General features: G+C 56.3%; 20 protein-coding genes. 13 read left to right on the top strand and 7 right to left on the bottom strand.

The window, feature by feature from the left end:
* Positions 1-2: 2 nt before the first annotated feature.
* The 12 genes from murD (at position 3) to mutT (ending at position 14,389) form a co-directional block, all read left to right on the top strand.
* Positions 3-1,319, top strand: a complete 1,317-nt coding sequence (gene murD, locus JLG71_RS23315; protein WP_049078736.1) for a UDP-N-acetylmuramoyl-L-alanine--D-glutamate ligase — start codon at positions 3-5, stop codon at positions 1,317-1,319.
* Complete coding sequence (ftsW, locus tag JLG71_RS23310) at positions 1,319-2,578, top strand: cell division protein FtsW (protein ID WP_004098587.1); 1,260 nt, start codon at positions 1,319-1,321, stop codon at positions 2,576-2,578. The genes murD and ftsW overlap by 1 nt, the downstream gene beginning before the upstream one ends.
* The gene (gene murG, locus JLG71_RS23305) at positions 2,575-3,645 is read left to right on the top strand and encodes an undecaprenyldiphospho-muramoylpentapeptide beta-N-acetylglucosaminyltransferase (RefSeq protein WP_014837405.1); all 1,071 of its coding nucleotides are present in this window, start codon (positions 2,575-2,577) and stop codon (positions 3,643-3,645) included. The genes ftsW and murG overlap by 4 nt, the downstream gene beginning before the upstream one ends.
* A 47-nt stretch (positions 3,646-3,692) precedes the next feature.
* Positions 3,693-5,168 (top strand): UDP-N-acetylmuramate--L-alanine ligase, encoded by a 1,476-nt coding sequence (gene murC / locus JLG71_RS23300; protein WP_014227921.1) that lies wholly within the window; start codon positions 3,693-3,695, stop codon positions 5,166-5,168.
* Positions 5,161-6,081 carry a D-alanine--D-alanine ligase gene (locus JLG71_RS23295; RefSeq protein WP_064377750.1) on the top strand — a complete coding sequence of 307 codons (921 nt, stop codon included), beginning with the start codon at positions 5,161-5,163 and terminating at the stop codon, positions 6,079-6,081. Before murC ends, JLG71_RS23295 begins: the two co-directional genes overlap by 8 nt.
* A 1-nt stretch (position 6,082) precedes the next feature.
* On the top strand, positions 6,083-6,916 hold the full coding sequence (gene ftsQ, locus JLG71_RS23290; RefSeq protein WP_014227923.1) for a cell division protein FtsQ: 834 nt from the start codon (positions 6,083-6,085) through the stop codon (positions 6,914-6,916).
* Positions 6,913-8,169 (top strand): cell division protein FtsA, encoded by a 1,257-nt coding sequence (gene ftsA / locus JLG71_RS23285; RefSeq protein ID WP_004098594.1) that lies wholly within the window; start codon positions 6,913-6,915, stop codon positions 8,167-8,169. The genes ftsQ and ftsA overlap by 4 nt, the downstream gene beginning before the upstream one ends.
* Positions 8,170-8,231: 62 nt before the next feature.
* Entirely contained in the window at positions 8,232-9,383 is a 1,152-nt protein-coding gene (gene ftsZ / locus JLG71_RS23280) for a cell division protein FtsZ (protein ID WP_004098597.1), read from the top strand.
* A 100-nt stretch (positions 9,384-9,483) separates the two neighbouring features.
* Entirely contained in the window at positions 9,484-10,401 is a 918-nt protein-coding gene (lpxC, locus tag JLG71_RS23275) for a UDP-3-O-acyl-N-acetylglucosamine deacetylase (RefSeq protein WP_004098599.1), read from the top strand.
* Between the two features lie 247 nt (positions 10,402-10,648).
* Positions 10,649-11,158, top strand: a complete 510-nt coding sequence (secM, locus tag JLG71_RS23270; protein ID WP_014837406.1) for a secA translation cis-regulator SecM — start codon at positions 10,649-10,651, stop codon at positions 11,156-11,158.
* 62 nt (positions 11,159-11,220) lie between these two features.
* Positions 11,221-13,926 carry a preprotein translocase subunit SecA gene (secA, locus tag JLG71_RS23265; RefSeq protein ID WP_004098603.1) on the top strand — a complete coding sequence of 902 codons (2,706 nt, stop codon included), beginning with the start codon at positions 11,221-11,223 and terminating at the stop codon, positions 13,924-13,926.
* Between the two features lie 61 nt (positions 13,927-13,987).
* On the top strand, positions 13,988-14,389 hold the full coding sequence (mutT, locus tag JLG71_RS23260) for an 8-oxo-dGTP diphosphatase MutT (RefSeq protein WP_025106494.1): 402 nt from the start codon (positions 13,988-13,990) through the stop codon (positions 14,387-14,389).
* Between the two features lie 56 nt (positions 14,390-14,445).
* Here the strand turns inward: mutT and yacG are convergent, their stop codons facing one another.
* Genes yacG through coaE form a run of 3 tightly spaced genes read right to left on the bottom strand, consistent with a single transcriptional unit; the run spans position 14,446 to position 16,013 of the window.
* The gene (gene yacG, locus JLG71_RS23255; RefSeq protein WP_116280275.1) at positions 14,446-14,640 is read right to left on the bottom strand and encodes a DNA gyrase inhibitor YacG; all 195 of its coding nucleotides are present in this window, start codon (positions 14,638-14,640) and stop codon (positions 14,446-14,448) included.
* A 9-nt stretch (positions 14,641-14,649) separates the two neighbouring features.
* The gene (zapD, locus tag JLG71_RS23250; RefSeq protein ID WP_014227927.1) at positions 14,650-15,393 is read right to left on the bottom strand and encodes a cell division protein ZapD; all 744 of its coding nucleotides are present in this window, start codon (positions 15,391-15,393) and stop codon (positions 14,650-14,652) included.
* A complete protein-coding gene (gene coaE, locus JLG71_RS23245; RefSeq protein WP_004098610.1) occupies positions 15,393-16,013 on the bottom strand; it encodes a dephospho-CoA kinase in 621 nt (206 codons plus the stop codon). The genes zapD and coaE overlap by 1 nt, the downstream gene beginning before the upstream one ends.
* Positions 16,014-16,361: 348 nt before the next feature.
* Between coaE and JLG71_RS23240 the strand changes: the two genes are divergently transcribed.
* Complete coding sequence (locus JLG71_RS23240) at positions 16,362-17,405, top strand: GMP reductase (protein WP_032747983.1); 1,044 nt, start codon at positions 16,362-16,364, stop codon at positions 17,403-17,405.
* 29 nt (positions 17,406-17,434) lie between these two features.
* On the opposite strand, the gene hofC is transcribed toward JLG71_RS23240, so the two are convergent.
* From hofC to nadC, 4 genes are all read right to left on the bottom strand, one after another.
* On the bottom strand, positions 17,435-18,640 hold the full coding sequence (hofC, locus tag JLG71_RS23235; RefSeq protein ID WP_032694420.1) for a protein transport protein HofC: 1,206 nt from the start codon (positions 18,638-18,640) through the stop codon (positions 17,435-17,437).
* Positions 18,630-20,015: a type II secretion system protein GspE gene (gene gspE, locus JLG71_RS23230; protein ID WP_102803129.1), complete on the bottom strand. Its 1,386-nt coding sequence runs from the start codon at positions 20,013-20,015 to the stop codon at positions 18,630-18,632. Before gspE ends, hofC begins: the two co-directional genes overlap by 11 nt.
* Before the next feature lie 10 nt (positions 20,016-20,025).
* The gene (gene ppdD, locus JLG71_RS23225; RefSeq protein WP_200913845.1) at positions 20,026-20,457 is read right to left on the bottom strand and encodes a prepilin peptidase-dependent pilin; all 432 of its coding nucleotides are present in this window, start codon (positions 20,455-20,457) and stop codon (positions 20,026-20,028) included.
* A 183-nt stretch (positions 20,458-20,640) separates the two neighbouring features.
* Positions 20,641-21,534: a carboxylating nicotinate-nucleotide diphosphorylase gene (gene nadC, locus JLG71_RS23220; protein WP_025106498.1), complete on the bottom strand. Its 894-nt coding sequence runs from the start codon at positions 21,532-21,534 to the stop codon at positions 20,641-20,643.
* Between the last annotated feature and the right edge of the window lie 141 nt (positions 21,535-21,675).

Raw genomic sequence — 21,675 nt, 5'->3', positions numbered from 1 at the left:
TCATGGCAGATTATCAGGGTAAAAAAGTCGTCATTATTGGGCTGGGTATGACCGGCCTGTCATGCGTGGACTTTTTCATGGCTCGCGGCGTGACGCCGCGGGTGATGGATACCCGCGTTGCTCCGGCGGGGCTGGATAAGCTGCCGGAAGCCGTTGAGCGCTATGTCGGCGGTCTGAACGAAGACTGGCTGTTGACGGCGGACCTGATTGTTGCCAGCCCTGGCATCGCGCTGGCGCATCCTTCCCTGAGCGCCGCGGCGGATGCGGGGGTAGAAATAGTCGGCGATATTGAACTGTTCTGCCGCGAGGCGCAGGCGCCGATTATTGCGATCACCGGTTCCAACGGTAAAAGCACCGTGACTTCCCTTGTGGGAGAAATGGCGAAAGCGGCGGGGTTGAACGTTGGCGTCGGGGGCAATATTGGCCTGCCGGCGCTGATGCTGCTGGATCCTGAGCGCGAACTCTATGTCCTGGAGCTTTCCAGCTTCCAGCTGGAAACCACCTCCAGCCTGCGGGCGGCCGCGGCGACGATCCTTAACGTCACCGAAGATCATATGGACCGCTATCCGCTGGGGCTTCAGCAGTATCGCGCCGCCAAACTGCGCGTTTATGAGAATGCGCGGGCCTGTATCGTCAATGCCGATGATGCGTTAACCATGCCGGTACGCGGCGCTGACGATCGCTGCATCAGCTTCGGCGTTGACGTTGGCGACTATCACCTGAACCGCCAGCAGGGAGAAACCTGGCTGCGCGTCAAAGGCGAGAAAGTGCTCAACGTCAAAGAGATGAAGATTAGCGGCCAGCATAACTACAGTAACGCGCTTGCGGCCCTGGCTCTGGCGGACGCGGTGGGTCTGCCGCGCGCCAGCAGCCTGAAAGCGCTGACCACATTCACCGGGCTGGCGCATCGTTTCCAGCTGGTGCTGGAGCACAACGGCGTGCGCTGGATCAACGATTCTAAAGCCACCAACGTCGGCAGTACCGAAGCGGCGCTCAATGGGCTGCATCTTGATGGAACGCTCTATCTGCTGCTGGGCGGCGATGGGAAATCCGCTGATTTCACGCCGTTAAGCCGTTACCTGACCGGCGACAACGTTCGCCTGTACTGCTTCGGCCGCGACGGCGCGCAGCTGGCGGCCCTTCGCCCGGACGTCGCCGTGCAAACGGAAACCATGGAGCAGGCGATGCGCCAGATTGCGCCGCAGGTTGTCGCGGGCGATATGGTGCTGCTGTCTCCCGCGTGCGCCAGCCTCGATCAGTTTAAAAACTTTGAACAACGCGGCGACATCTTTGCTCGCCTGGCGAAGGAGTTAGGTTGATGCGTTTATCACTCCCGCGCCTGAAAATGCCACGGCTGAGACTGCCGCGTCTGCCGGGAATGTTTATTTTCGCATGGCTGTTCGCCGCGCTGAAAGGCTGGGTGATGGGCTCGCGGCAAAAAGATACTGATAGCCTGGTGATGTATGACCGGATGCTGCTGTGGCTGACCTTTGGCCTGGCCGCAATAGGCTTCATTATGGTGACCTCGGCGTCGATGCCGGTAGGCCAGCGTCTGGCGAACGATCCGTTTCTGTTTGCCAAGCGCGATGGCTTATACATTCTGCTGGCGCTAGGGCTGGCGATGGTGACGCTGCGCCTGCCGATGGAGTTCTGGCAGCGCCATAGTACCGCGATGCTGATCGCCTCTATCGTCATGCTGCTGATTGTTCTGGTGGTCGGTAGCTCGGTTAACGGGGCGTCGCGCTGGATTGCGCTGGGGCCGCTGCGTATCCAGCCTGCGGAGTTTACCAAGCTGTCGCTGTTCTGCTACATCGCCAACTACCTCGTGCGTAAAGGCGACGAAGTGCGTAACAACCTGCGCGGCTTCTTAAAGCCGATGGGCGTGATTTTCGTACTGGCGATTTTACTGCTGGCGCAGCCTGACCTCGGTACCGTCGTCGTGCTGTTTGTGACCACCCTGGCCATGCTGTTCCTGGCGGGAGCCAAGCTGTGGCAGTTCATCGCCATTATCGGGATGGGGCTTTCGGCGGTCGTACTGCTGATTCTGGCTGAACCGTACCGTATCCGCCGCGTGACCTCTTTCTGGAACCCGTGGGAAGATCCGTTCGGCAGCGGCTACCAGCTAACCCAGTCGCTGATGGCCTTTGGTCGCGGCGAAATGTGGGGGCAGGGCCTGGGCAATTCGGTCCAGAAGCTGGAGTATTTGCCCGAGGCGCACACCGATTTCATCTTCGCCATTATCGGTGAAGAGCTCGGTTATATCGGTGTGGTACTCGCACTTTTAATGGTATTCTTCGTCGCTTTTCGCGCCATGTCCATTGGCCGCAAAGCGCTGGAGATTGACCACCGTTTCTCCGGATTTCTGGCCTGCGCCATTGGGATCTGGTTTAGCTTTCAGGCGCTGGTTAACGTCGGCGCGGCGGCGGGGATGCTGCCAACCAAAGGCCTGACGCTGCCGCTGATCAGTTACGGCGGTTCGAGCCTGCTGATTATGTCGACGGCGATCATGTTGCTGTTACGAATTGATTATGAAACGCGTCTGGAAAAAGCCCAGGCGTTTACACGGGGTGTTCGATGAGCGGTCAGGAAAAGCGCTTAATGGTGATGGCAGGCGGTACCGGCGGACACGTGTTCCCGGGACTGGCGGTTGCGCACCATTTAATGGACCAGGGCTGGCAGGTCCGCTGGCTGGGTACCGCGGATCGTATGGAAGCGGATTTAGTGCCGAAGCACGGCATTGAAATTGATTTCATTCAGATATCCGGCCTGCGCGGCAAGGGCCTGAAGGCGCAGATGCTGGCGCCGGTGCGTATTTTCAACGCCTGGCGTCAGGCGCGAGCGATTATGCAGCGTTTTCAGCCGGACGTGGTGCTGGGCATGGGCGGCTATGTTTCCGGACCCGGCGGTCTGGCGGCATGGTCGCTGGGGATCCCGGTTGTCCTGCATGAACAGAACGGGATTGCCGGCCTGACGAATAAATGGCTGGCGAAAATTGCCAAAAAGGTCATGCAGGCATTTCCCGGCGCTTTCCCGCATGCCGACGTTGTTGGCAACCCGGTTCGTACCGATGTGCTGGCGCTGCCGCTGCCGGAACAGCGGTTAGTCGGGCGTCAGGGGCCGATTCGCGTATTGGTCGTCGGCGGCTCGCAGGGCGCGCGCGTGCTCAATCAGACGATGCCGCAGGTGGCGGCGAAGCTGGGTTCTGCTGTCACCATCTGGCACCAGAGCGGTAAAGGGGGCCAGGAGAGCGTACAGCAGGCTTATTCCGACGCCGGCCAGCCGCAGCACAAAGTCACCGAATTTATTGACGACATGGCGGCGGCTTATGCCTGGGCCGATGTTGTCGTATGTCGTTCCGGGGCGCTGACGGTGAGCGAAATTGCCGCCGCGGGTTTACCGGCGCTGTTTGTGCCTTTTCAGCACAAAGATCGTCAGCAGTACTGGAATGCGCTGCCGTTAGAGAAGGCAGGGGCAGCGAAGATCCTTGAGCAGCCGCAGTTTACCGTGGAGGCCGTCGCGCAAACCTTGGCGGGTTGGGATCGCGAGACGCTGCTGGATATGGCGGAGCGAGCGCGCAGAGCCTCGATTCCGGACGCGACCGAACGGGTAGCAGAAGAAGTGAGCGCCGCAGCACTGGCGCGTTAATCGCGGTGATGATCACCGTCCGAATAAAGAAGTTGATGGCGTAAAGAATGAATACACAAGATCTGGCAAAACTGCGTTCCATAGTGCCCGAGATGCGTCGCGTCCGGCACATTCACTTTGTTGGCATTGGCGGTGCCGGCATGGGCGGTATTGCCGAAGTTCTGGCCAACGAAGGTTATCAGATTAGCGGCTCCGACCTGGCGCCGAATCCGGTGACCCAGCAGTTGACTCAGCTTGGCGCCACGATTTATTTCAACCATCGCCCTGAAAACGTGCGCGATGCGAGCGTTGTCGTGGTTTCCAGCGCGATTTCTGCGGATAACCCGGAAATCGTCGCCGCCCACGAAGCGCGTATTCCGGTTATTCGCCGCGCCGAGATGCTGGCGGAGCTGATGCGTTTTCGCCACGGCATTGCCATTGCCGGCACGCACGGAAAGACCACAACCACGGCGATGGTCTCGAGCATTTACGCTGAAGCCGGGCTGGATCCTACTTTCGTGAACGGTGGTCTGGTCAAAGCCGCTGGCGTGCACGCGCGCCTTGGCCATAGTCGTTACCTGATTGCCGAAGCGGACGAAAGCGACGCCTCGTTCCTGCATTTACAGCCGATGGTCGCTATCGTGACCAATATCGAAGCCGATCATATGGATACCTACCACGGCGACTTCGAAAACCTGAAGCAGACGTTTATTAACTTCCTGCACAATCTGCCGTTCTACGGACGCGCGGTGATGTGCGTGGACGATCCGGTGATTCGTGAATTGCTGCCGCGCGTTGGCCGCCAGCTCACCACCTACGGATTTAGCGATGATGCCGACGTTCGCGTGGAAGAGTATCGTCAGGTTGGCGCTCAGGGCCATTTCCGTCTGGTTCGCCAGGATAAAGAGGTCATTCAGGTGACGCTGAACGCACCGGGTCGCCACAACGCGCTGAACGCGGCGGCGGCGGTGGCCGTTGCCACGGAAGAGGGCATTGATGATGACGCTATTTTGCGCGCGCTGGAAAGCTTCCAGGGCACCGGCCGTCGCTTTGATTTCCTTGGCGAATACCCCTTAGCTGAAGTTAACGGTAAAGAGGGTACCGCGATGCTGATCGATGATTATGGTCATCATCCTACGGAAGTGGATGCCACCATCAAAGCGGCGCGGGCGGGCTGGCCGGATAAAAACCTGGTGATGCTGTTTCAGCCGCACCGTTTTACCCGTACGCGCGATCTGTATGATGATTTCGCCAACGTGCTGACCCAGGTTGACGCGCTGCTGATGCTGGACGTTTATTCCGCGGGTGAAGCCGCTATTCCTGGCGCCGACAGCCGCTCGCTGTGCCGTACGATTCGCGGCCGCGGTAAAGTCGACCCGATTCTGGTTTCCGACCCGGCGCAGGCGGCAGAGATGCTGGCTTCAGTATTGACCGGCAACGATCTGGTGCTGGTTCAGGGGGCGGGAAACATTGGTAAAATCGCCCGTCACCTGGCGGAAATCAAATTGCAGCCGCAAAAATCGCAGGAGGAGCGCCATGGCTGATAAAATCGCGGTCCTCTTTGGCGGAACCTCCGCTGAACGTGAAGTCTCTCTCAATTCAGGTTCGGCGGTGCTCGCCGGCCTGCGCGAAGCCGGGGTCGATGCGTACCCGGTCGACCCGCGCGACGTGGATATTACCCAATTGAAAAATATGGGTTTTCAGAAAGCGTTTATTGCCTTGCACGGTCGCGGCGGTGAAGATGGTACGTTGCAGGGTCTGCTGGAGCTGATTCAACTCCCCTATACCGGCAGCGGCGTGATGGCTTCCGCTATCTCAATGGATAAGCTGCGCAGCAAACTGCTGTGGCAGGGCGCCGGGCTGCCGGTTGCGCCGTGGGTTGCGCTGACGCGTAAACAGTTCACCGCGGGGCTTTCCGCTGAGGTAGAACAGCAGATTTCCGCCCTCGGACTGCCGTTGATTGTTAAACCCAGTCGCGAAGGCTCCAGCGTCGGTATGTCCAAAGTCAGCGAAAGTTGTGCATTACAAAATGCATTGGCGCTGGCTTTTCAGCATGATGACGAAGTTCTGATTGAAAAATGGCTCAGTGGGCCGGAATTTACCGTCGCTATCGTCGGAGAAGAAATTTTACCGTCAATACGTATCCAGGCGGCTGGAACCTTCTATGATTATGAAGCAAAGTATCTCTCTGATGAAACGCAATATTTCTGCCCTGGCCTGGAAGATTCCGCGCGCGAGGCAGAAATCCAGGCTCTGGTGCAAAAAGCCTGGGATAGTCTTGGCTGTTACGGCTGGGGGCGAATTGATGTGATGCTGGACAGCGATGGCCAGTTTTATCTGCTGGAAGCAAACACCTCTCCTGGCATGACCAGCCATAGCCTGGTGCCCATGGCGGCGCGTCAGGCAGGGATGAGCTTCTCGCAGCTTGTTGTACGAATTCTGGACCTGGCGGGGTGATATGTCGCAGGCTGCGCTGAATACGCGGAACCACGAAGAGGAAGACGAAACTTCTTCGCGTCGAAGTAATGGCTCTCGTCTGGCGGGTATCTTCTTCCTGCTGGCGGTGCTCTGTACCGTGCTGGTCAGCGGATGGATGGTTCTGGGCTGGATGGAAGATGCACAGCGGTTACCGCTGTCAAAGATGGTGGTCACCGGTGAGCGTCACTACACGCGCAACGATGATATCCGTCAGGCGATTCTGGCATTGGGGTCGCCGGGCACCTTTATGACGCAGGACGTCAACATTATTCAAAGCCAGATTGAACGTCTGCCGTGGATTAAGCAGGCGAGCGTCAGAAAGCAGTGGCCGGACGAATTGAAGATTCATCTGGTTGAATATGTGCCGATAGCGCGCTGGAATGATCAGCATATGGTAGACGTGGACGGAAATTCTTTCAGCGTGCCGTCAGATCGCACCAGTAAACAGAATTTACCGATGTTGTACGGCCCGGAAGGCAGTGAGAACGAAGTCCTTCAGGGATACCGCGACATGGGGCAGGTGCTGGCGAAGGATAAATTCACGTTGAAAGTAGCGGCAATGACCGCGCGTCGCTCCTGGCAGTTGACGCTTAATAACGACATTAAGCTCAACCTTGGTCGGGGTGACACCATGAAACGGCTTCAGCGCTTTATGGAACTCTACCCGGTTCTTCAGCAGCAGGCGCAGACCGACGGCAAACGGATAAGCTACGTTGATTTGCGTTATGACTCGGGAGCGGCAGTCGGTTGGGTACCGGCTCCTGTAGAGGAAACTCAACAACAACAGAATCAGGCACAGGCAGAACAACAATGATCAAGGCGACGGACAGAAAACTGGTAGTTGGACTGGAGATTGGCACCGCTAAGGTTGCCGCTTTAGTAGGGGAAGTTCTGCCCGACGGTATGATTAATATCATTGGCGTGGGCAGTTGCCCATCGCGTGGTATGGATAAAGGCGGAGTGAACGACCTGGAATCCGTGGTGAAATGCGTGCAGCGCGCCATTGACCAGGCCGAACTGATGGCGGATTGCCAGATCTCGTCAGTCTATCTGGCGCTTTCAGGCAAACATATCAGCTGTCAAAATGAAATCGGTATGGTGCCGATTTCTGAAGAAGAAGTGACGCAGGACGACGTAGAGAACGTGGTACATACCGCGAAATCGGTTCGCGTGCGCGACGAGCATCGCGTTCTGCACGTTATCCCGCAGGAGTACGCCATCGACTACCAGGAGGGGATTAAAAACCCCGTAGGACTGTCTGGCGTACGCATGCAGGCGAAAGTGCATTTGATTACCTGCCATAACGATATGGCAAAAAATATTGTCAAAGCGGTGGAGCGTTGCGGTCTGAAAGTCGACCAGCTTATTTTCGCCGGTTTAGCCGCCAGCTATTCCGTATTAACGGAAGACGAACGTGAACTGGGTGTCTGCGTGGTGGATATCGGCGGTGGTACAATGGATATTGCGGTCTATACCGGCGGCGCGCTGCGTCATACCAAAGTGATCCCGTACGCGGGCAACGTGGTGACCAGCGATATTGCCTACGCTTTCGGTACGCCGCCGAGCGACGCAGAAGCCATTAAAGTGCGTCACGGCTGTGCGCTGGGTTCCATCGTTGGTAAAGACGAGAACGTGGAAGTCCCCAGCGTGGGCGGGCGTCCGCCTCGTAGTCTGCAGCGTCAGACGCTGGCCGAGGTGATTGAGCCACGTTATACCGAATTGCTCAACCTGGTGAATGAAGAGATCCTGCAGCTGCAGGAACAGCTCCGTCAACAAGGTGTGAAGCACCACCTGGCGGCTGGCATTGTATTAACCGGCGGTGCGGCGCAAATTGAAGGACTTGCCGCCTGTGCGCAGCGCGTATTCCATACGCAGGTGAGAATTGGCGCGCCGCTGAATATTACCGGATTAACGGATTATGCCCAGGAGCCGTATTACTCGACGGCGGTTGGGCTGCTGCACTACGGGAAGGAATCTCATCTCAGTGGTGAAGCAGAGGTGGAAAAACGCGTAACGGTCGGGTCGTGGATCAAACGACTCAACAGTTGGTTGCGAAAAGAGTTTTAATTTTTTAAGAGAACGCAGAAAATTAGCGTTCTCAGGCGACAGGCACAACGGAGAGAGAAATTATGTTTGAACCTATGGAACTGACCAACGACGCGGTGATTAAAGTCATCGGCGTCGGCGGCGGCGGCGGTAACGCCGTTGAGCACATGGTGCGCGAGCGCATTGAGGGTGTTGAATTTTTCGCGGTGAACACCGACGCGCAGGCTCTGCGCAAAACGGCTGTTGGCCAGACTATCCAGATCGGTAGCGGTATTACCAAAGGTCTGGGCGCAGGCGCAAACCCGGAAGTCGGCCGTAACGCGGCGGATGAAGACCGTGAAGCGCTGCGTGCCGCCCTTGACGGCGCCGACATGGTATTTATCGCAGCCGGCATGGGCGGCGGTACCGGAACCGGTGCTGCGCCAGTGGTGGCTGAAGTTGCAAAAGATTTAGGTATCCTGACCGTTGCCGTGGTGACTAAGCCGTTCAATTTTGAAGGCAAGAAGCGCATGGCGTTCGCTGAGCAGGGCATCACCGAGCTGTCCAAGCATGTGGATTCGCTGATCACCATCCCGAACGACAAGCTGCTGAAGGTTCTCGGCCGCGGCATTTCTCTGCTCGACGCTTTCGGTGCGGCCAACGACGTGCTGAAAGGCGCGGTGCAGGGTATCGCTGAGCTGATCACCCGCCCAGGCCTGATGAACGTCGACTTTGCGGACGTGCGTACCGTGATGTCTGAAATGGGCTACGCGATGATGGGCTCCGGCGTGGCGAGCGGTGAAGACCGTGCGGAAGAAGCGGCTGAAATGGCGATCTCTTCTCCGCTGCTGGAAGATATCGATCTGTCCGGCGCGCGTGGCGTTCTGGTCAACATCACTGCGGGCTTCGACCTGCGTCTGGATGAGTTCGAGACCGTAGGTAACACTATCCGCGCATTTGCTTCGGATAACGCCACCGTGGTTATCGGTACCTCTCTGGACCCGGATATGAACGACGAGCTGCGCGTAACCGTCGTTGCTACCGGTATCGGTATGGACAAACGTCCGGAAATCACCCTGGTCACCAACAAACAGGTGCAGCAGCCGGTGATGGATCGTTACCAGCAGCACGGTATGTCTCCACTGACGCAAGAGCAGAAACCGGCCGCAAAAGTGGTCAACGACAATACGCCGCAGGCTGCGAAAGAGCCAGATTATCTGGATATTCCAGCCTTCCTGCGTAAGCAAGCCGATTAAGAATTGGCTGGAAGTTGGGCATCTGCGCTCTTTGTGCTAAACTGGCCTGCCGAATGTATAGTACACTTCGGTTGGATAGGTAACTTGGCGAGATTATACGATGATCAAACAAAGGACTCTTAAACGTATCGTTCAGGCGACTGGCGTCGGTTTGCATACCGGCAAGAAAGTCACCCTGACGTTACGCCCTGCGCCGGCAAATACCGGGGTCATCTATCGTCGCACCGACTTGAATCCACCGGTTGATTTTCCGGCTGATGCCAAATCTGTGCGTGATACCATGCTCTGTACTTGCCTGGTCAATGAGCATGACGTGCGGATATCGACGGTTGAGCACCTCAATGCCGCGCTGGCTGGCTTGGGTATCGACAACATTATTATTGAAGTCGATGCGCCGGAAGTCCCAATTATGGACGGTAGTGCGGCTCCGTTCGTTTATCTGTTGCTGGATGCCGGCATCGATGAACTGAACTGCGCTAAGAAATTTGTGCGTATCAAAGAGACAGTTCGCGTTGAAGATGGCGATAAATGGGCCGAATTCAAACCGTACAATGGTTTTTCACTGGACTTCACCATTGATTTTAACCATCCGGCGATTGACTCCAGCAGCCAGCGCTACGCAATGAACTTCTCGGCTGATGCGTTTATGCGCCAGATTAGCCGCGCGCGTACCTTCGGTTTTATGCGTGATATCGAATATCTGCAGTCCCGCGGCCTGTGCCTGGGCGGCAGCTTCGATTGTGCCATCGTTGTTGACGATTATCGCGTACTGAACGAAGACGGTTTGCGCTTTGAAGATGAGTTTGTCCGTCACAAAATGCTGGATGCCATTGGCGACCTCTTTATGTGTGGTCACAACATTATCGGCGCATTTACGGCGTACAAATCCGGTCACGCGTTGAATAACAAACTGCTGCAGGCTGTTCTGGCAAAACAGGAAGCCTGGGAGTATGTGACCTTCGAGGACGACGCAGAAATGCCGCTGGCGTTCCGCGCCCCGACGCTGGTTCTGGCATAAGTCAGACCCGGCAGTAAATTCGACTGGTAACCTGGTACTCTCTCCGGCCAGGGAGCCAGTCGTTTTCTTTTTTATATTCCCGCTGCGTCCTGCTTTGATTTTTAACTGCATTTTTTGCGCGTTCGTTCCTTTTTTAAACGTTTTTCCCCCGCCTGAGACCTCATTCCTGCTGCCGTGACGGCGTATTAATGTTAGTATTTGGACGCAAAATATTTCTTAGGGTTGCTACCAACAAAAGGTAACGTAAGTGAGTGGATTGCTGACGCGCTGGCGACAGTTTGGCAGACGGTATTTCTGGCCGCATCTCCTGTTGGGGATGGTCGCGGCTAGCCTCGGCCTGCCTGCGCTTAGCAATGGTCATGAGCATGAGACCGCGTCGCCCGCTAAAACGACGTCCAGCAACCATAATCCTGCTAAAGTTAATTTTTCTCAGCTAGCGCTGCTGGAATCTTCCAGTCGTCGGCCCAATTTCACGGTTGATTACTGGCATCAGCACGCCATTCGTACGGTCATTCGCCACCTCTCTTTTGCGATGGCCCCGCAGGCGCTGCCGGTAGCGGAAGAGTCTTCACCGCTTCAGGCGCAGCATCTGGCCCTTCTCGACACGCTTAGCGCGCTGTTGACGCAGGAGAGTAAACCTCCGGCCATTGTTCATCTGGCGGCATATAACCCCTCTATTTCCCACTGCGCGTTTCGCGTCTGTACCTGGATTAGCCAGGTGGCCGGCATACGCGCAGGGCCTCAACGTCTCAGCTAAACCAAAAACGGACCATTCTATTTTTTTGTGACTCCGCACCGCGGGGCGTTTGAGATTTTATTATGCTAATCAAATTATTAACTAAAGTATTCGGTAGCCGTAACGACCGTACGCTGCGTCGTATGCGCAAAGCCGTCAACGTGATCAACGCCATGGAACCGTCCATGGAAAAACTGTCCGACGACGAACTGAAAGGGAAAACCGCTGAGTTCCGCGCTCGCCTGGAAAAAGGCGAAGCCCTGGAGAGCCTGATCCCGGAAGCCTTTGCCGTCGTGCGTGAAGCCAGTAAACGCGTCTTCGGCATGCGTCACTTTGACGTTCAGCTGCTGGGCGGCATGGTTCTCAACGACCGCTGTATTGCAGAAATGCGTACCGGTGAAGGTAAAACGCTGACCGCAACTCTGCCTGCCTATCTGAATGCGCTGACCGGTAAAGGCGTTCACGTGGTGACCGTCAACGACTATCTGGCGCAGCGTGATGCCGAGAACAACCGCCCGCTGTTTGAATTCCTGGGGATGACCGTTGGCATTAACATGTCCGGCCTGCCTGCGCCGGCCAAGCGTGAAGCCTACGCAGCCGATATTACTTACGGTACCAACAACGAATACGGCTTTGACTATCTGCGCGACAATATGGCCTTCAGTCCTGAAGAGCGCGTCCAGCGCAAACTGCACTATGCGCTGGTGGATGAAGTCGACTCCATTCTGATCGATGAAGCGCGTACCCCGCTTATTATTTCCGGCCCGGCTGAAGACAGCTCGGAAATGTATAAGAAGGTGAACAAGATCATTCCGCACCTGGTGCGTCAGGATAAAGAAGACTCCGAAACCTTTACCGGCGAAGGGCACTTCTCCGTCGATGAGAAAGCGCGTCAGGTAAACCTGACCGAACGCGGCCTGGTGTTGATTGAAGAGCTGCTGGTGAATGAAGGTATTATGGAAGAAGGCGAGTCGCTGTACTCACCGACCAATATCATGCTGATGCACCACGTGACCGCCGCGCTGCGCGCGCATGTGCTGTTCACCCGCGATGTTGATTACATCGTGAAAGATGGCGAAGTGATCATCGTCGACGAACACACCGGCCGTACGATGCAGGGGCGCCGCTGGTCCGATGGCCTGCACCAGGCCGTTGAAGCGAAAGAAGGCGTTGATATTCAGAACGAGAACCAGACGCTGGCTTCAATTACCTTCCAGAACTATTTCCGCCTGTACGAGAAGCTGGCAGGGATGACCGGTACCGCCGATACCGAAGCGTTTGAATTTAGCTCAATCTATAAGCTGGATACCGTTGTGGTTCCGACCAACCGTCCGATGATTCGTAAAGACATGGCGGACCTGGTCTATATGACCGAAGCGGAAAAAATTCAGGCCATTATCGAAGATATTAAGCAGCGTACCGCCGCGGGTCAGCCAGTGCTGGTGGGTACCATTTCTATCGAAAAATCAGAAGTGGTCTCTAATGAATTAACGAAGGCGGGCATCAAGCACAACGTGCTGAACGCGAAATTCCACGCCAGCGAAGCGGACATCGTTGCGCAGGCGGGCTATCCGTCTGCGGTAACCATTGCGACCAACATGGCCGGCCGTGGTACCGACATTATGCTTGGCGGTAGCTGGCAGGCCGAGGTCGCCCAGCTGGAAGACCCGACTCCAGAACAGATTGCGCAGATCAAAGCCGACTGGCAGGTTCGTCACGATGCGGTACTGGCTGCGGGCGGTTTGCATATCATCGGCACCGAACGCCATGAATCCCGCCGTATTGATAACCAGCTCCGCGGTCGTTCAGGCCGTCAGGGGGACGCCGGTTCTTCCCGTTTCTATCTGTCGATGGAAGATGCCCTGATGCGTATCTTCGCGTCTGACCGCGTGTCCGGCATGATGCGTAAACTGGGTATGAAGCCGGGTGAGGCTATCGAGCATCCGTGGGTGACCAAAGCGATTGCCAACGCGCAGCGTAAAGTCGAGAGCCGCAACTTCGATATTCGTAAGCAGCTGCTGGAATATGACGATGTGGCTAACGATCAGCGTCGCGCTATTTACACCCAGCGTAATGAGCTGCTCGACGTGACCGACGTGAGCGAGACGATTAACAGCATTCGTGAAGACGTATTTAAAGCGACCATCGATGCCCATATTCCTCCGCAGTCTCTGGAAGAGATGTGGGATATTGAAGGCCTGCAGGAGCGTCTGAAAAATGACTTCGACCTCGAGCTGCCGCTCAAAGAGTGGCTGGATAAAGAGCCGGAGCTTCATGAAGAAACGCTGCGTGAGCGCATTCTGCAGAGCGCCATTGAAACCTATCAGCGTAAGGAAGAAGTGGTTGGCGCTGAGATGATGCGTCACTTTGAAAAAGGCGTCATGCTGCAAACGCTGGACTCCCTGTGGAAAGAGCACCTGGCGGCGATGGACTACCTGCGTCAGGGGATCCACCTGCGCGGCTATGCGCAGAAAGATCCGAAGCAGGAATATAAGCGTGAATCTTTCTCCATGTTCGCTTCAATGCTGGAATCCCTGAAATATGAAGTGATCAGTACCCTGAGCAAAGTTCAGGTGCGGATGCCGGAAGAGGTTGAGGCGATGGAGCAGCAGCGTCGTGAAGAAGCTGAGCGTCTGGCGCAGATGCAGCAGCTGAGCCATCAGGACGATGATAGCGCAGCCGCGGCCGCGCTGGCTGAACAAACCGGCGAGCGTAAAGTGGGTCGTAACGATCCTTGCCCGTGCGGTTCTGGCAAAAAATACAAGCAGTGCCACGGTCGCCTGAGCTAAGCTTTTACAATATTGAATACCAGGGCGCAGATATCTGCGCCTTTTTTATGGAATGAAGACAATGAAAACGCTGCAAATTTCAGTGGGTATTATCCGTAATTCGCAAGGGGAGATTTTTATCACTCAGCGGGCCGCCGATGCGCATATGGCGAACAAGCTTGAATTCCCGGGCGGTAAAATTGAAGAGAGCGAGTCGTCCGAACAGGCCTTAGTACGCGAGCTGCAGGAAGAGGTCGGCATTACAGCCAAAGCTTACAGCCTGTTTGATAAGCTGGAGTACCAGTTTCCCGATCGCCATATCACGCTATGGTTCTGGCTGGTGAACAGCTGGGAAGGCGAGCCGTGGGGGAAAGAAGGGCAGCCGGGCCGCTGGATTGCGCAGAGCGCGCTCGTTGCTGAGGATTTTCCGCCGGCAAACGAACCCGTCATTACGAAGTTAATTCAAGGTTCTCTGATCGGGTAGGGGGCGCCTGCATCCGGCAAATCAGGGCGGGCCTGTACATGCCCGCCCGAAATCCGTTACTCTTTTTCTTCGCTCCAGCCGTCGCTATCTGACAGATCGCTGCTGCTTGGGATACGTTTCTCTTCCGCTGCCCATTCGCCTAAATCGATAAGCTGACAGCGTTTGGAGCAGAACGGGCGATGCGGGCTCTGCTCATTCCAGACTATAATTTTGCCGCAGGTTGGGCAGTTGACGGTTATCTCTTCTGACATATTGACTCCTTAACAGCAGGCCAGTTCAAAATCAAAACGCTCCGGCACGATGCCGTGCTCGCTGTCCAGCGGCATAAAGCGGATGGCAAAGCGGCTCTTGTGGCCTGATATTTGGGGGTAGAGCTGGCTGGCAAGATCCAACCGCAGACGCAGCAGATCGGCATCTTCGCCGTTGTCCTGATAAAAACCGTTCAGGCTGGTCTGCTTACGGAAGGGGGCCGAGTTACGGATGAGATCGAGAATGAGCATCAGCGATTGCGTCAGCGGTTCCAGGCTGGCCAGCCACTTACCGACCTGCTCATCGCGATATTCCTGCGGCATATGCAGCCAGATGTGCAGCGTCGGAAGATCGAAGCTACAGCAGCCGCCCGGGATACTCAGGCGTTGGCGTACCAGGGCGATCAGGCGATCCTCTCGCAGGTACTGGCCGATACGCGGCGCCGACATTAACGTACTGCCTGATTGCTTCAGCTGCTGACGCAGTTCGTTGATACGATCCTGATCAACCCCAGGGACTTCCGCCCAGGATTGCAGCTTCCTCTGTTGGCGATCCAGCTCTTTCATCAGATCGGTACGTACTTCACCGCGTTCAAAAACATCTAAAAGATCGCCGATATTGCGGAAAAAATGCAGCGCATCCGCATGGCTGGTAATGGCGGGATGTACGGTCAGCTGCTGGAGCAAAAACTCAATACGCAGCCAGGTGCGCATTTTTTCATTAAGCGGATGTTCAAATAGAACAGGGGTAGACATTACGGTTTTTCCTGTGAGGCGGCCTGCGCTGCCAGCTGTTGATACTTTGCATGCAGGCGGGCGACAGCTGATGCGATGGCATCAGGTGAACCCATATTTTCAATAACATCATCCGCAACGGCAAGGCGCTGTTCGCGCGTTGCCTGAGCGGCAAGAATATGTTCCGCATGTTGCCGACTGACCCGATCGCGAAGCATCGTGCGCGCTATCTGCGTCTCTTTCGGCACATCGACAACAAGGACCCGATCGGCTTTGGCGGACAAACGGTTTTCGACCAGTAAAGGTACAACCCAGAGAATATAAGACGAGGTGGCAAGCTGCATCTGGCGACGCGTTTCCTGCTGAATTTGCGGGTGCAGCAGCGCGTTTAGCCAGTTCTTATCCTCTGCATGAGCGAAAATATGCTCACGCAGAGCGCGACGGTTAAGGGTGCCATCTTTATTCAGGATCTGCGGACCGAAGCGTTGAGCAATCGCGTTTAGCCCCGGGGTACCGGGCTCGACCACCTGGCGCGCGATAATGTCAGCATCAATAACGTTAACCCCGAGGTGTGAGAATGCGTCGGCTACGGTACTTTTACCGCTACCGATGCCGCCTGTTAACGCTACCGTGTATGTCATACACCTCAATCCTGAAACTGACTACATGCACATTTTTCAATAACAGAGCCGTGATTTACGACGCGACGACGCCACTGCGACAGTGGTTTTATCGACGTGATATCAACCAATAAATGGCTGTCACCACGTACCCTGGTTCTTTTTGCGCATGTAAATCAAATGGTTAAAAATGATACGCCTGCGATGGGATATCGCAAATTCGCTTTTGGCTGTTCACCAGGTAAATTTATACGATTGTAGCGTAAAAAAAGTGAAAATCGCAGTCTTGCGCGGCCATGATTCGTGCGTATGATAACGTCACTGGAGTTGTGCTCTCACAATAATGCAATTAACCCCAGGAATTCGCACATGCGTATTGAAGAAGATTTGAAGCTTGGTTTTAAAGACGTTCTTATCCGCCCGAAACGTTCTACCCTCAAAAGCCGTTCTGACGTACAGCTGGAACGTGAATTCACTTTCAAACATTCTGGCCAGACCTGGTCTGGTGTGCCGATCATTGCTGCTAACATGGACACCGTTGGCACGTTTGCCATGGCTAAAGCCCTGGCTTCATTTGGCGTTTTGACCGCCGTACATAAGCATTACAGCGTGGAACAGTGGCAGGCGTTTGTTCAGAGCGTATCGGCAGATGTCGTGCAGCACGTCATGGTCTCTACCGGCACCTCCGATGCGGATTTTGAAAAAACAAAACAGATTCTGAGCCAAAATCCGCAGCTTAGCTTTGTGTGCATTGACGTGGCGAATGGCTATTCAGAGCACTTCGTGCAGTTTGTCGCGAAAGCCCGCGAAGCCTGGCCGCAGAAAACCATTATTGCGGGCAACGTTGTGACCGGCGAAATGTGCGAAGAGCTGATTCTTTCGGGGGCTGATATCGTTAAGGTGGGTATCGGTCCGGGCTCCGTATGTACAACCCGCGTGAAAACCGGCGTCGGCTATCCGCAGCTTTCCGCAGTGATTGAGTGTGCCGATGCGGCGCACGGCCTGGGCGGGCAGATTATCAGCGACGGCGGATGTACTATGCCGGGCGATGTGGCTAAAGCCTTCGGCGGCGGCGCGGATTTCGTGATGCTTGGCGGTATGCTGGCCGGTCACGAAGAGAGCGGCGGTACCGTGGTTGAAGAAAACGGCGAAAAATTCATGCTGTTCTACGGCATGAGCTCGGAGTCGGCGATGACCCGTCACGTTGGCGGCGTAGCCCAGTACCGTGCGGCTGAAGGCAAAACCGTTAAGCTGCCTCTGCGCGGCCCGGTTGAAAACACCGCGCGCGATATTCTTGGCGGCCTGCGTTCCGCATGCACCTACGTAGGTGCTTCGCGGCTGAAAGAACTGACTAAACGCACGACTTTTATTCGCGTACAGGAACAAGAGAACCGCGTGTTCAACAGCCTGTAATGCCGTTCGCTGGCGCGTTTGCGCCAGCGTTATCCCCCCATCCCGCTAATGGCGTCGCCCAGATGAAAAATGGGTAAATACATCGCCACCACCAGCACGCCGACAATCGTTCCGGTCACTACCAACATCATCGGTTCCAGCAAGGTCGCCAGATTATCTGCCTGCTGATGCGTCTGCTCACTATGGTGACGAGCCAGATTTTCCAGCATGGTATCCAGCGAACCCGAGGCTTCACCGGTACGGATCAGTTGTAGGCAAAGCGGCGTAAAGCCTCCGCCGTTGGCGAGCGCCTGCCAGATGGGATCGCCGTGGGTAATTTGCCGGCAAACCTGCTGGAGCCTCTGCCGCCATAGCGGGCAGCTCAGGGTTTCCTCCACGCTTTGCAGACCTTGCAGAAAGCTGATTCCGGCGCTTTGCGTCAATGCGAGTACGGTAAAAATCTGGCTAAGCCGCTGGCCGCATAGCAGTTTGCCAAACACCGGCAGCGTATGGAGCAGCTTCTGACGGTACAGCAGCCAGCCTGGCCGCTGGCAAATCAGCCGGTTGAGTATTGCAGGTAAAATACCCAGGGCAGCGAGCAGTGGCCAACAGCGAGTTAACCCTTCGCCAATGCTTATTACCGCGCGGGTCAGCCACGGCAGCGGGGTGTTGAAGGTTTGATATATAGCAGCGAATTCCGGTAAGACAAAGCACAGCATTCCCATAACCACCAGCAGCGCCAGGGATAAGATAATCAACGGGTAGCGCAGCGCTTTTTTCACTTTTTCGGTGAGGAGCAGCTGCTCTCGCTGCTGCCTGGCCAACTGAGCGCAGCAAAGTTCCAGTTTACCGGTAAGTTCACCGGTGCGAATCATGGCCAGATAGAGCGGAGGGAACGCCTCAGGCCATTTTTCCAGGGAGCCTGAAAGCGAAATGCCCTGCGCCAGATCCTCCGCCAGGGTTTGCAGCAGCGCCTGCCATTGCGCATTGGGCTGCTGCTGCGCCAGCAGTTCCAGCCCCTCGGCCAGGGGGAGACCGGCCTGAAGAAGCGCGGCCAGCTGGCGGATGATTTCGCCACTGTAGCGCGGATGCCAGAGGGCGCTTTGCACGCTACAGCGGCGCAGCGTCAGCGGGATAATTCGCTGCCGCTGCAGAGCCTGCAATGCCTCAGGGCGATTATCCTGCCAGAGCGTTCCCTGGCAGGGAATGCCCTGGAGAGAGAGACCGCGCCAGCGCCACAGTCGTTTAGTCGCCATGCGGTATTCCCAACACGCGAACGACCTCTTCCAGACTTGTCATCCCACGTTCGACGGCCAGACAGCCGCTCTCAAACAGCGTCATCATGCCGGATTCGCGCGCCAGGGACTCGATCTCTCCGGCGCTAAGACCCTGAGTAATCGCCTGCCGTAACGCGGTGGTGACGGGGAGCAGCTCAAATAGCGCCAGGCGACCGTAGTAGCCGTGATAGCAGTGCTGACAGCCCGGAGCCTGCCAGCGAGGAAGCGCCCGTGGCCACAGGCTGTGTGGAACATCGGCCGAACTGCCGGTTTCCTGGCGGCAGTGCGGGCACAGTTTGCGTACCAGGCGTTGAGCAACCACCAGAGAAAGCGCGGATGAGATCATCCAGCGCGCAACGCCCATCTGCTGCAGGCGAACCAGCGTTTCACTGGTTGAATTGGTGTGCAGCGTTGAGAGAACCAGGTGCCCGGTTTGCGCTGCTTTTATCGCAATTTCAGCGGTTTCTGCATCGCGTATCTCTCCGACCATCACGATATCGGGATCCTGGCGTAGCAGGGCGCGCAGTACGCTGTGAAAGGTTAAGCCCGCCCGCGGATTAATCTGCGTCTGATTCATCCCCACGATGGGGATCTCCAGCGGATCTTCAACGCTGCATATATTGACCTCGTCGCGATTCCGCGCCTGCAGCGCGCTGTACAAAGTGACGGTTTTCCCACTTCCCGTCGGGCCGGTGACCAGCATCAGCCCCTGAGGTTGGTTAAGCGCCGAGCGAAAGGCGGCAAGCTGCTGAGACGATAGCCCCAGCGCTTCGAGGTCCAGCGCTTGTTCGACCTGGTGTAATAAGCGAAGGACGATTTTTTCCCCGCCGCGGCAGGGAAGCGTGGCGATCCGAAACGAGATCGGGCGGTCTGCGAGCGTGAGGGTAAACTGACCGTCCTGCGGTACCCGGTGTTCAGCGATATCCAGATTGCTGAGCACTTTAAGTCGGGCGGTGATGGGGGCGGCGAGTTCCGGCGCAAGCGGCGCAAGAGAATGGAGTACGCCATCTACCCTCAGGCGAATTCTCAGGCGATCGTCACCGGGTTCAATATGAATATCCGATGCGCGCTGGCGCAGGGCCTGTTCCAGAAGGCTATTTACCTGTTCAACGATGCTGGCCGAGGCTTCAACAGGCGGGGTGAGGGTTGATATTCCCGGCGTCTGCAGCCGCTTGTCCATCTGGTCCTGGCTCCAGCACTCGATATCAATCCTTTTCTGCGTCGCGAAACGTAACGCTTCCAGCAGCTCCGGGGCGGGGGCGTCAACCACGGCGATAGCGATGGTGTGTTCATTACTATCGAGCAGTAAGGCCTGATAGCGCTGGCAAAGAGGTATCAATTGTTCAGTTTTCATTGCCGCGCCCTCAGTTAAAACGGAACACGTCTTCACAGGCCTGCTTGAGTGCGCTATCGCCGGTAATGTTGCACACTCGCTGCCAGCCGGTGATGCCGTTAGCGTTATCCCAAGTCGGCGTCAGCGTGACGCTTAAGCCATTAAGGCTTTCCTTCCCGGTGAGCGTGACAACGCCTGTGGCGACGGTCATAGCCGAGACGTAGCGGGTTGTGGCGGGCGAGGGAATACCGTTGCTGCCGCCATCGCAGGTGGTTAATCCGCCGTGCTCCAGCGCGCACAGCTCAATGGCGGTGCGGAACGGGACGAAGGTTTGCAGCATATCGGTAAGCGCCGCTTTTCGCAGATAGTTCTGATAAGCCGGAATGCCGATTGCGCTGAGAATGGCGATGATCCCAATGACCACCATAAGTTCGATGAGGGTAAAGCCGCGTTGTTTGTCCATAAGTTGCTCCTTGTTATCTTCGGGAGCACTTTGCCGGGGTTTGTTTAGCGATACGAGCGGCAGATCGCGCCTGGAGAAGCACGCTTCCAGGCTTTTTTTGCGGGTTGCATTGAGGGATTATTGGCGTGCGAGCCGGCTCGCAAAAGTGCGCCCCGGCATCAACGACGAACCGGGGCAGGGGGATTAGCGGAAGCGCATAGAGAGATCGAGAGCGCGGACGTGCTTGGTCAACGCGCCAACGGAGATGTAATCGACGCCGGTTTCAGCAAATTCACGAATAGTCTCGAATGTGACGTTGCCGGAGACTTCCAGCGCCGCCTGGCCGTTGGTGTGTTTGACCGCTTCGCGCATCAGGTCGGTAGTGAAGTTGTCGAGCATAATGATGTCAGCGCCGGCTTTCAGCGCTTCATCCAGCTCTTCAAGGGTTTCGACTTCCACCTCAACCGGCACATCCGGGTGCAGCCAGAACGCTTTTTCTACCGCCTGCCGTACCGAGCCGGAAGCGATAATATGGTTCTCTTTAATCAGAAAGGCATCGGAGAGGCCCAGGCGATGATTGGCCCCGCCGCCGCACAGGACCGCATATTTCAGCGCCGTGCGCAGGCCCGGCAGCGTTTTGCGCGTATCGAGCAGCTGAGTTTTGGTGCCTGCCAGCAGGTCGACATAGCGGCGGACTTCGCTGGCCACCCCGGAGAGCGTCTGCACGAAATTGAGTGCGGTACGTTCGCCGGTGAGCAGGATCCGCGAAGGGCCTTCCAGCTCGAATAGCGGCTGATTGGCTTTTACCGCGTCGCCATCGGCAACGTGCCAGGTGAAGTTAACGTCGTCGCCCGCAAGCTGAATAAAGACTTCTTCTACCCAGCGTTTACCGCAAAACACGCCGTCTTCACGGGTGATGACGACGGCATGCGAGCGCGCATCCTGCGGCAATAATTGCGCGCTAATATCGTTGTTCGCATCCACTTCACCGCCTAAATCTTCCCGCAGGGATTGAGAGACGGCATCGGTAATATCAAGATTAATACGCTCCAGCAGCGCGTCACGGCGGCGGTCGGGATTGTAGCGACGAGGCGTCATGATAAAGCTCCAGATAGATAAGATTCAGAAGTGGGAAACATGCTAACCTGAACGACGTTTCTGTACCACATCCGCGTCCTTTCGTCGGCGGCGCCAGCGTGAAGTTTTGGCGTTAGCCAGCCGAGCGAGCGTGGGTATGAT

It is taken from the genome of Klebsiella michiganensis (assembly GCF_015139575.1).
In the GTDB taxonomy this organism is placed as follows: domain Bacteria; phylum Pseudomonadota; class Gammaproteobacteria; order Enterobacterales; family Enterobacteriaceae; genus Klebsiella; species Klebsiella michiganensis.
This window is presented reverse-complemented; position numbering and strand designations above follow the sequence as displayed.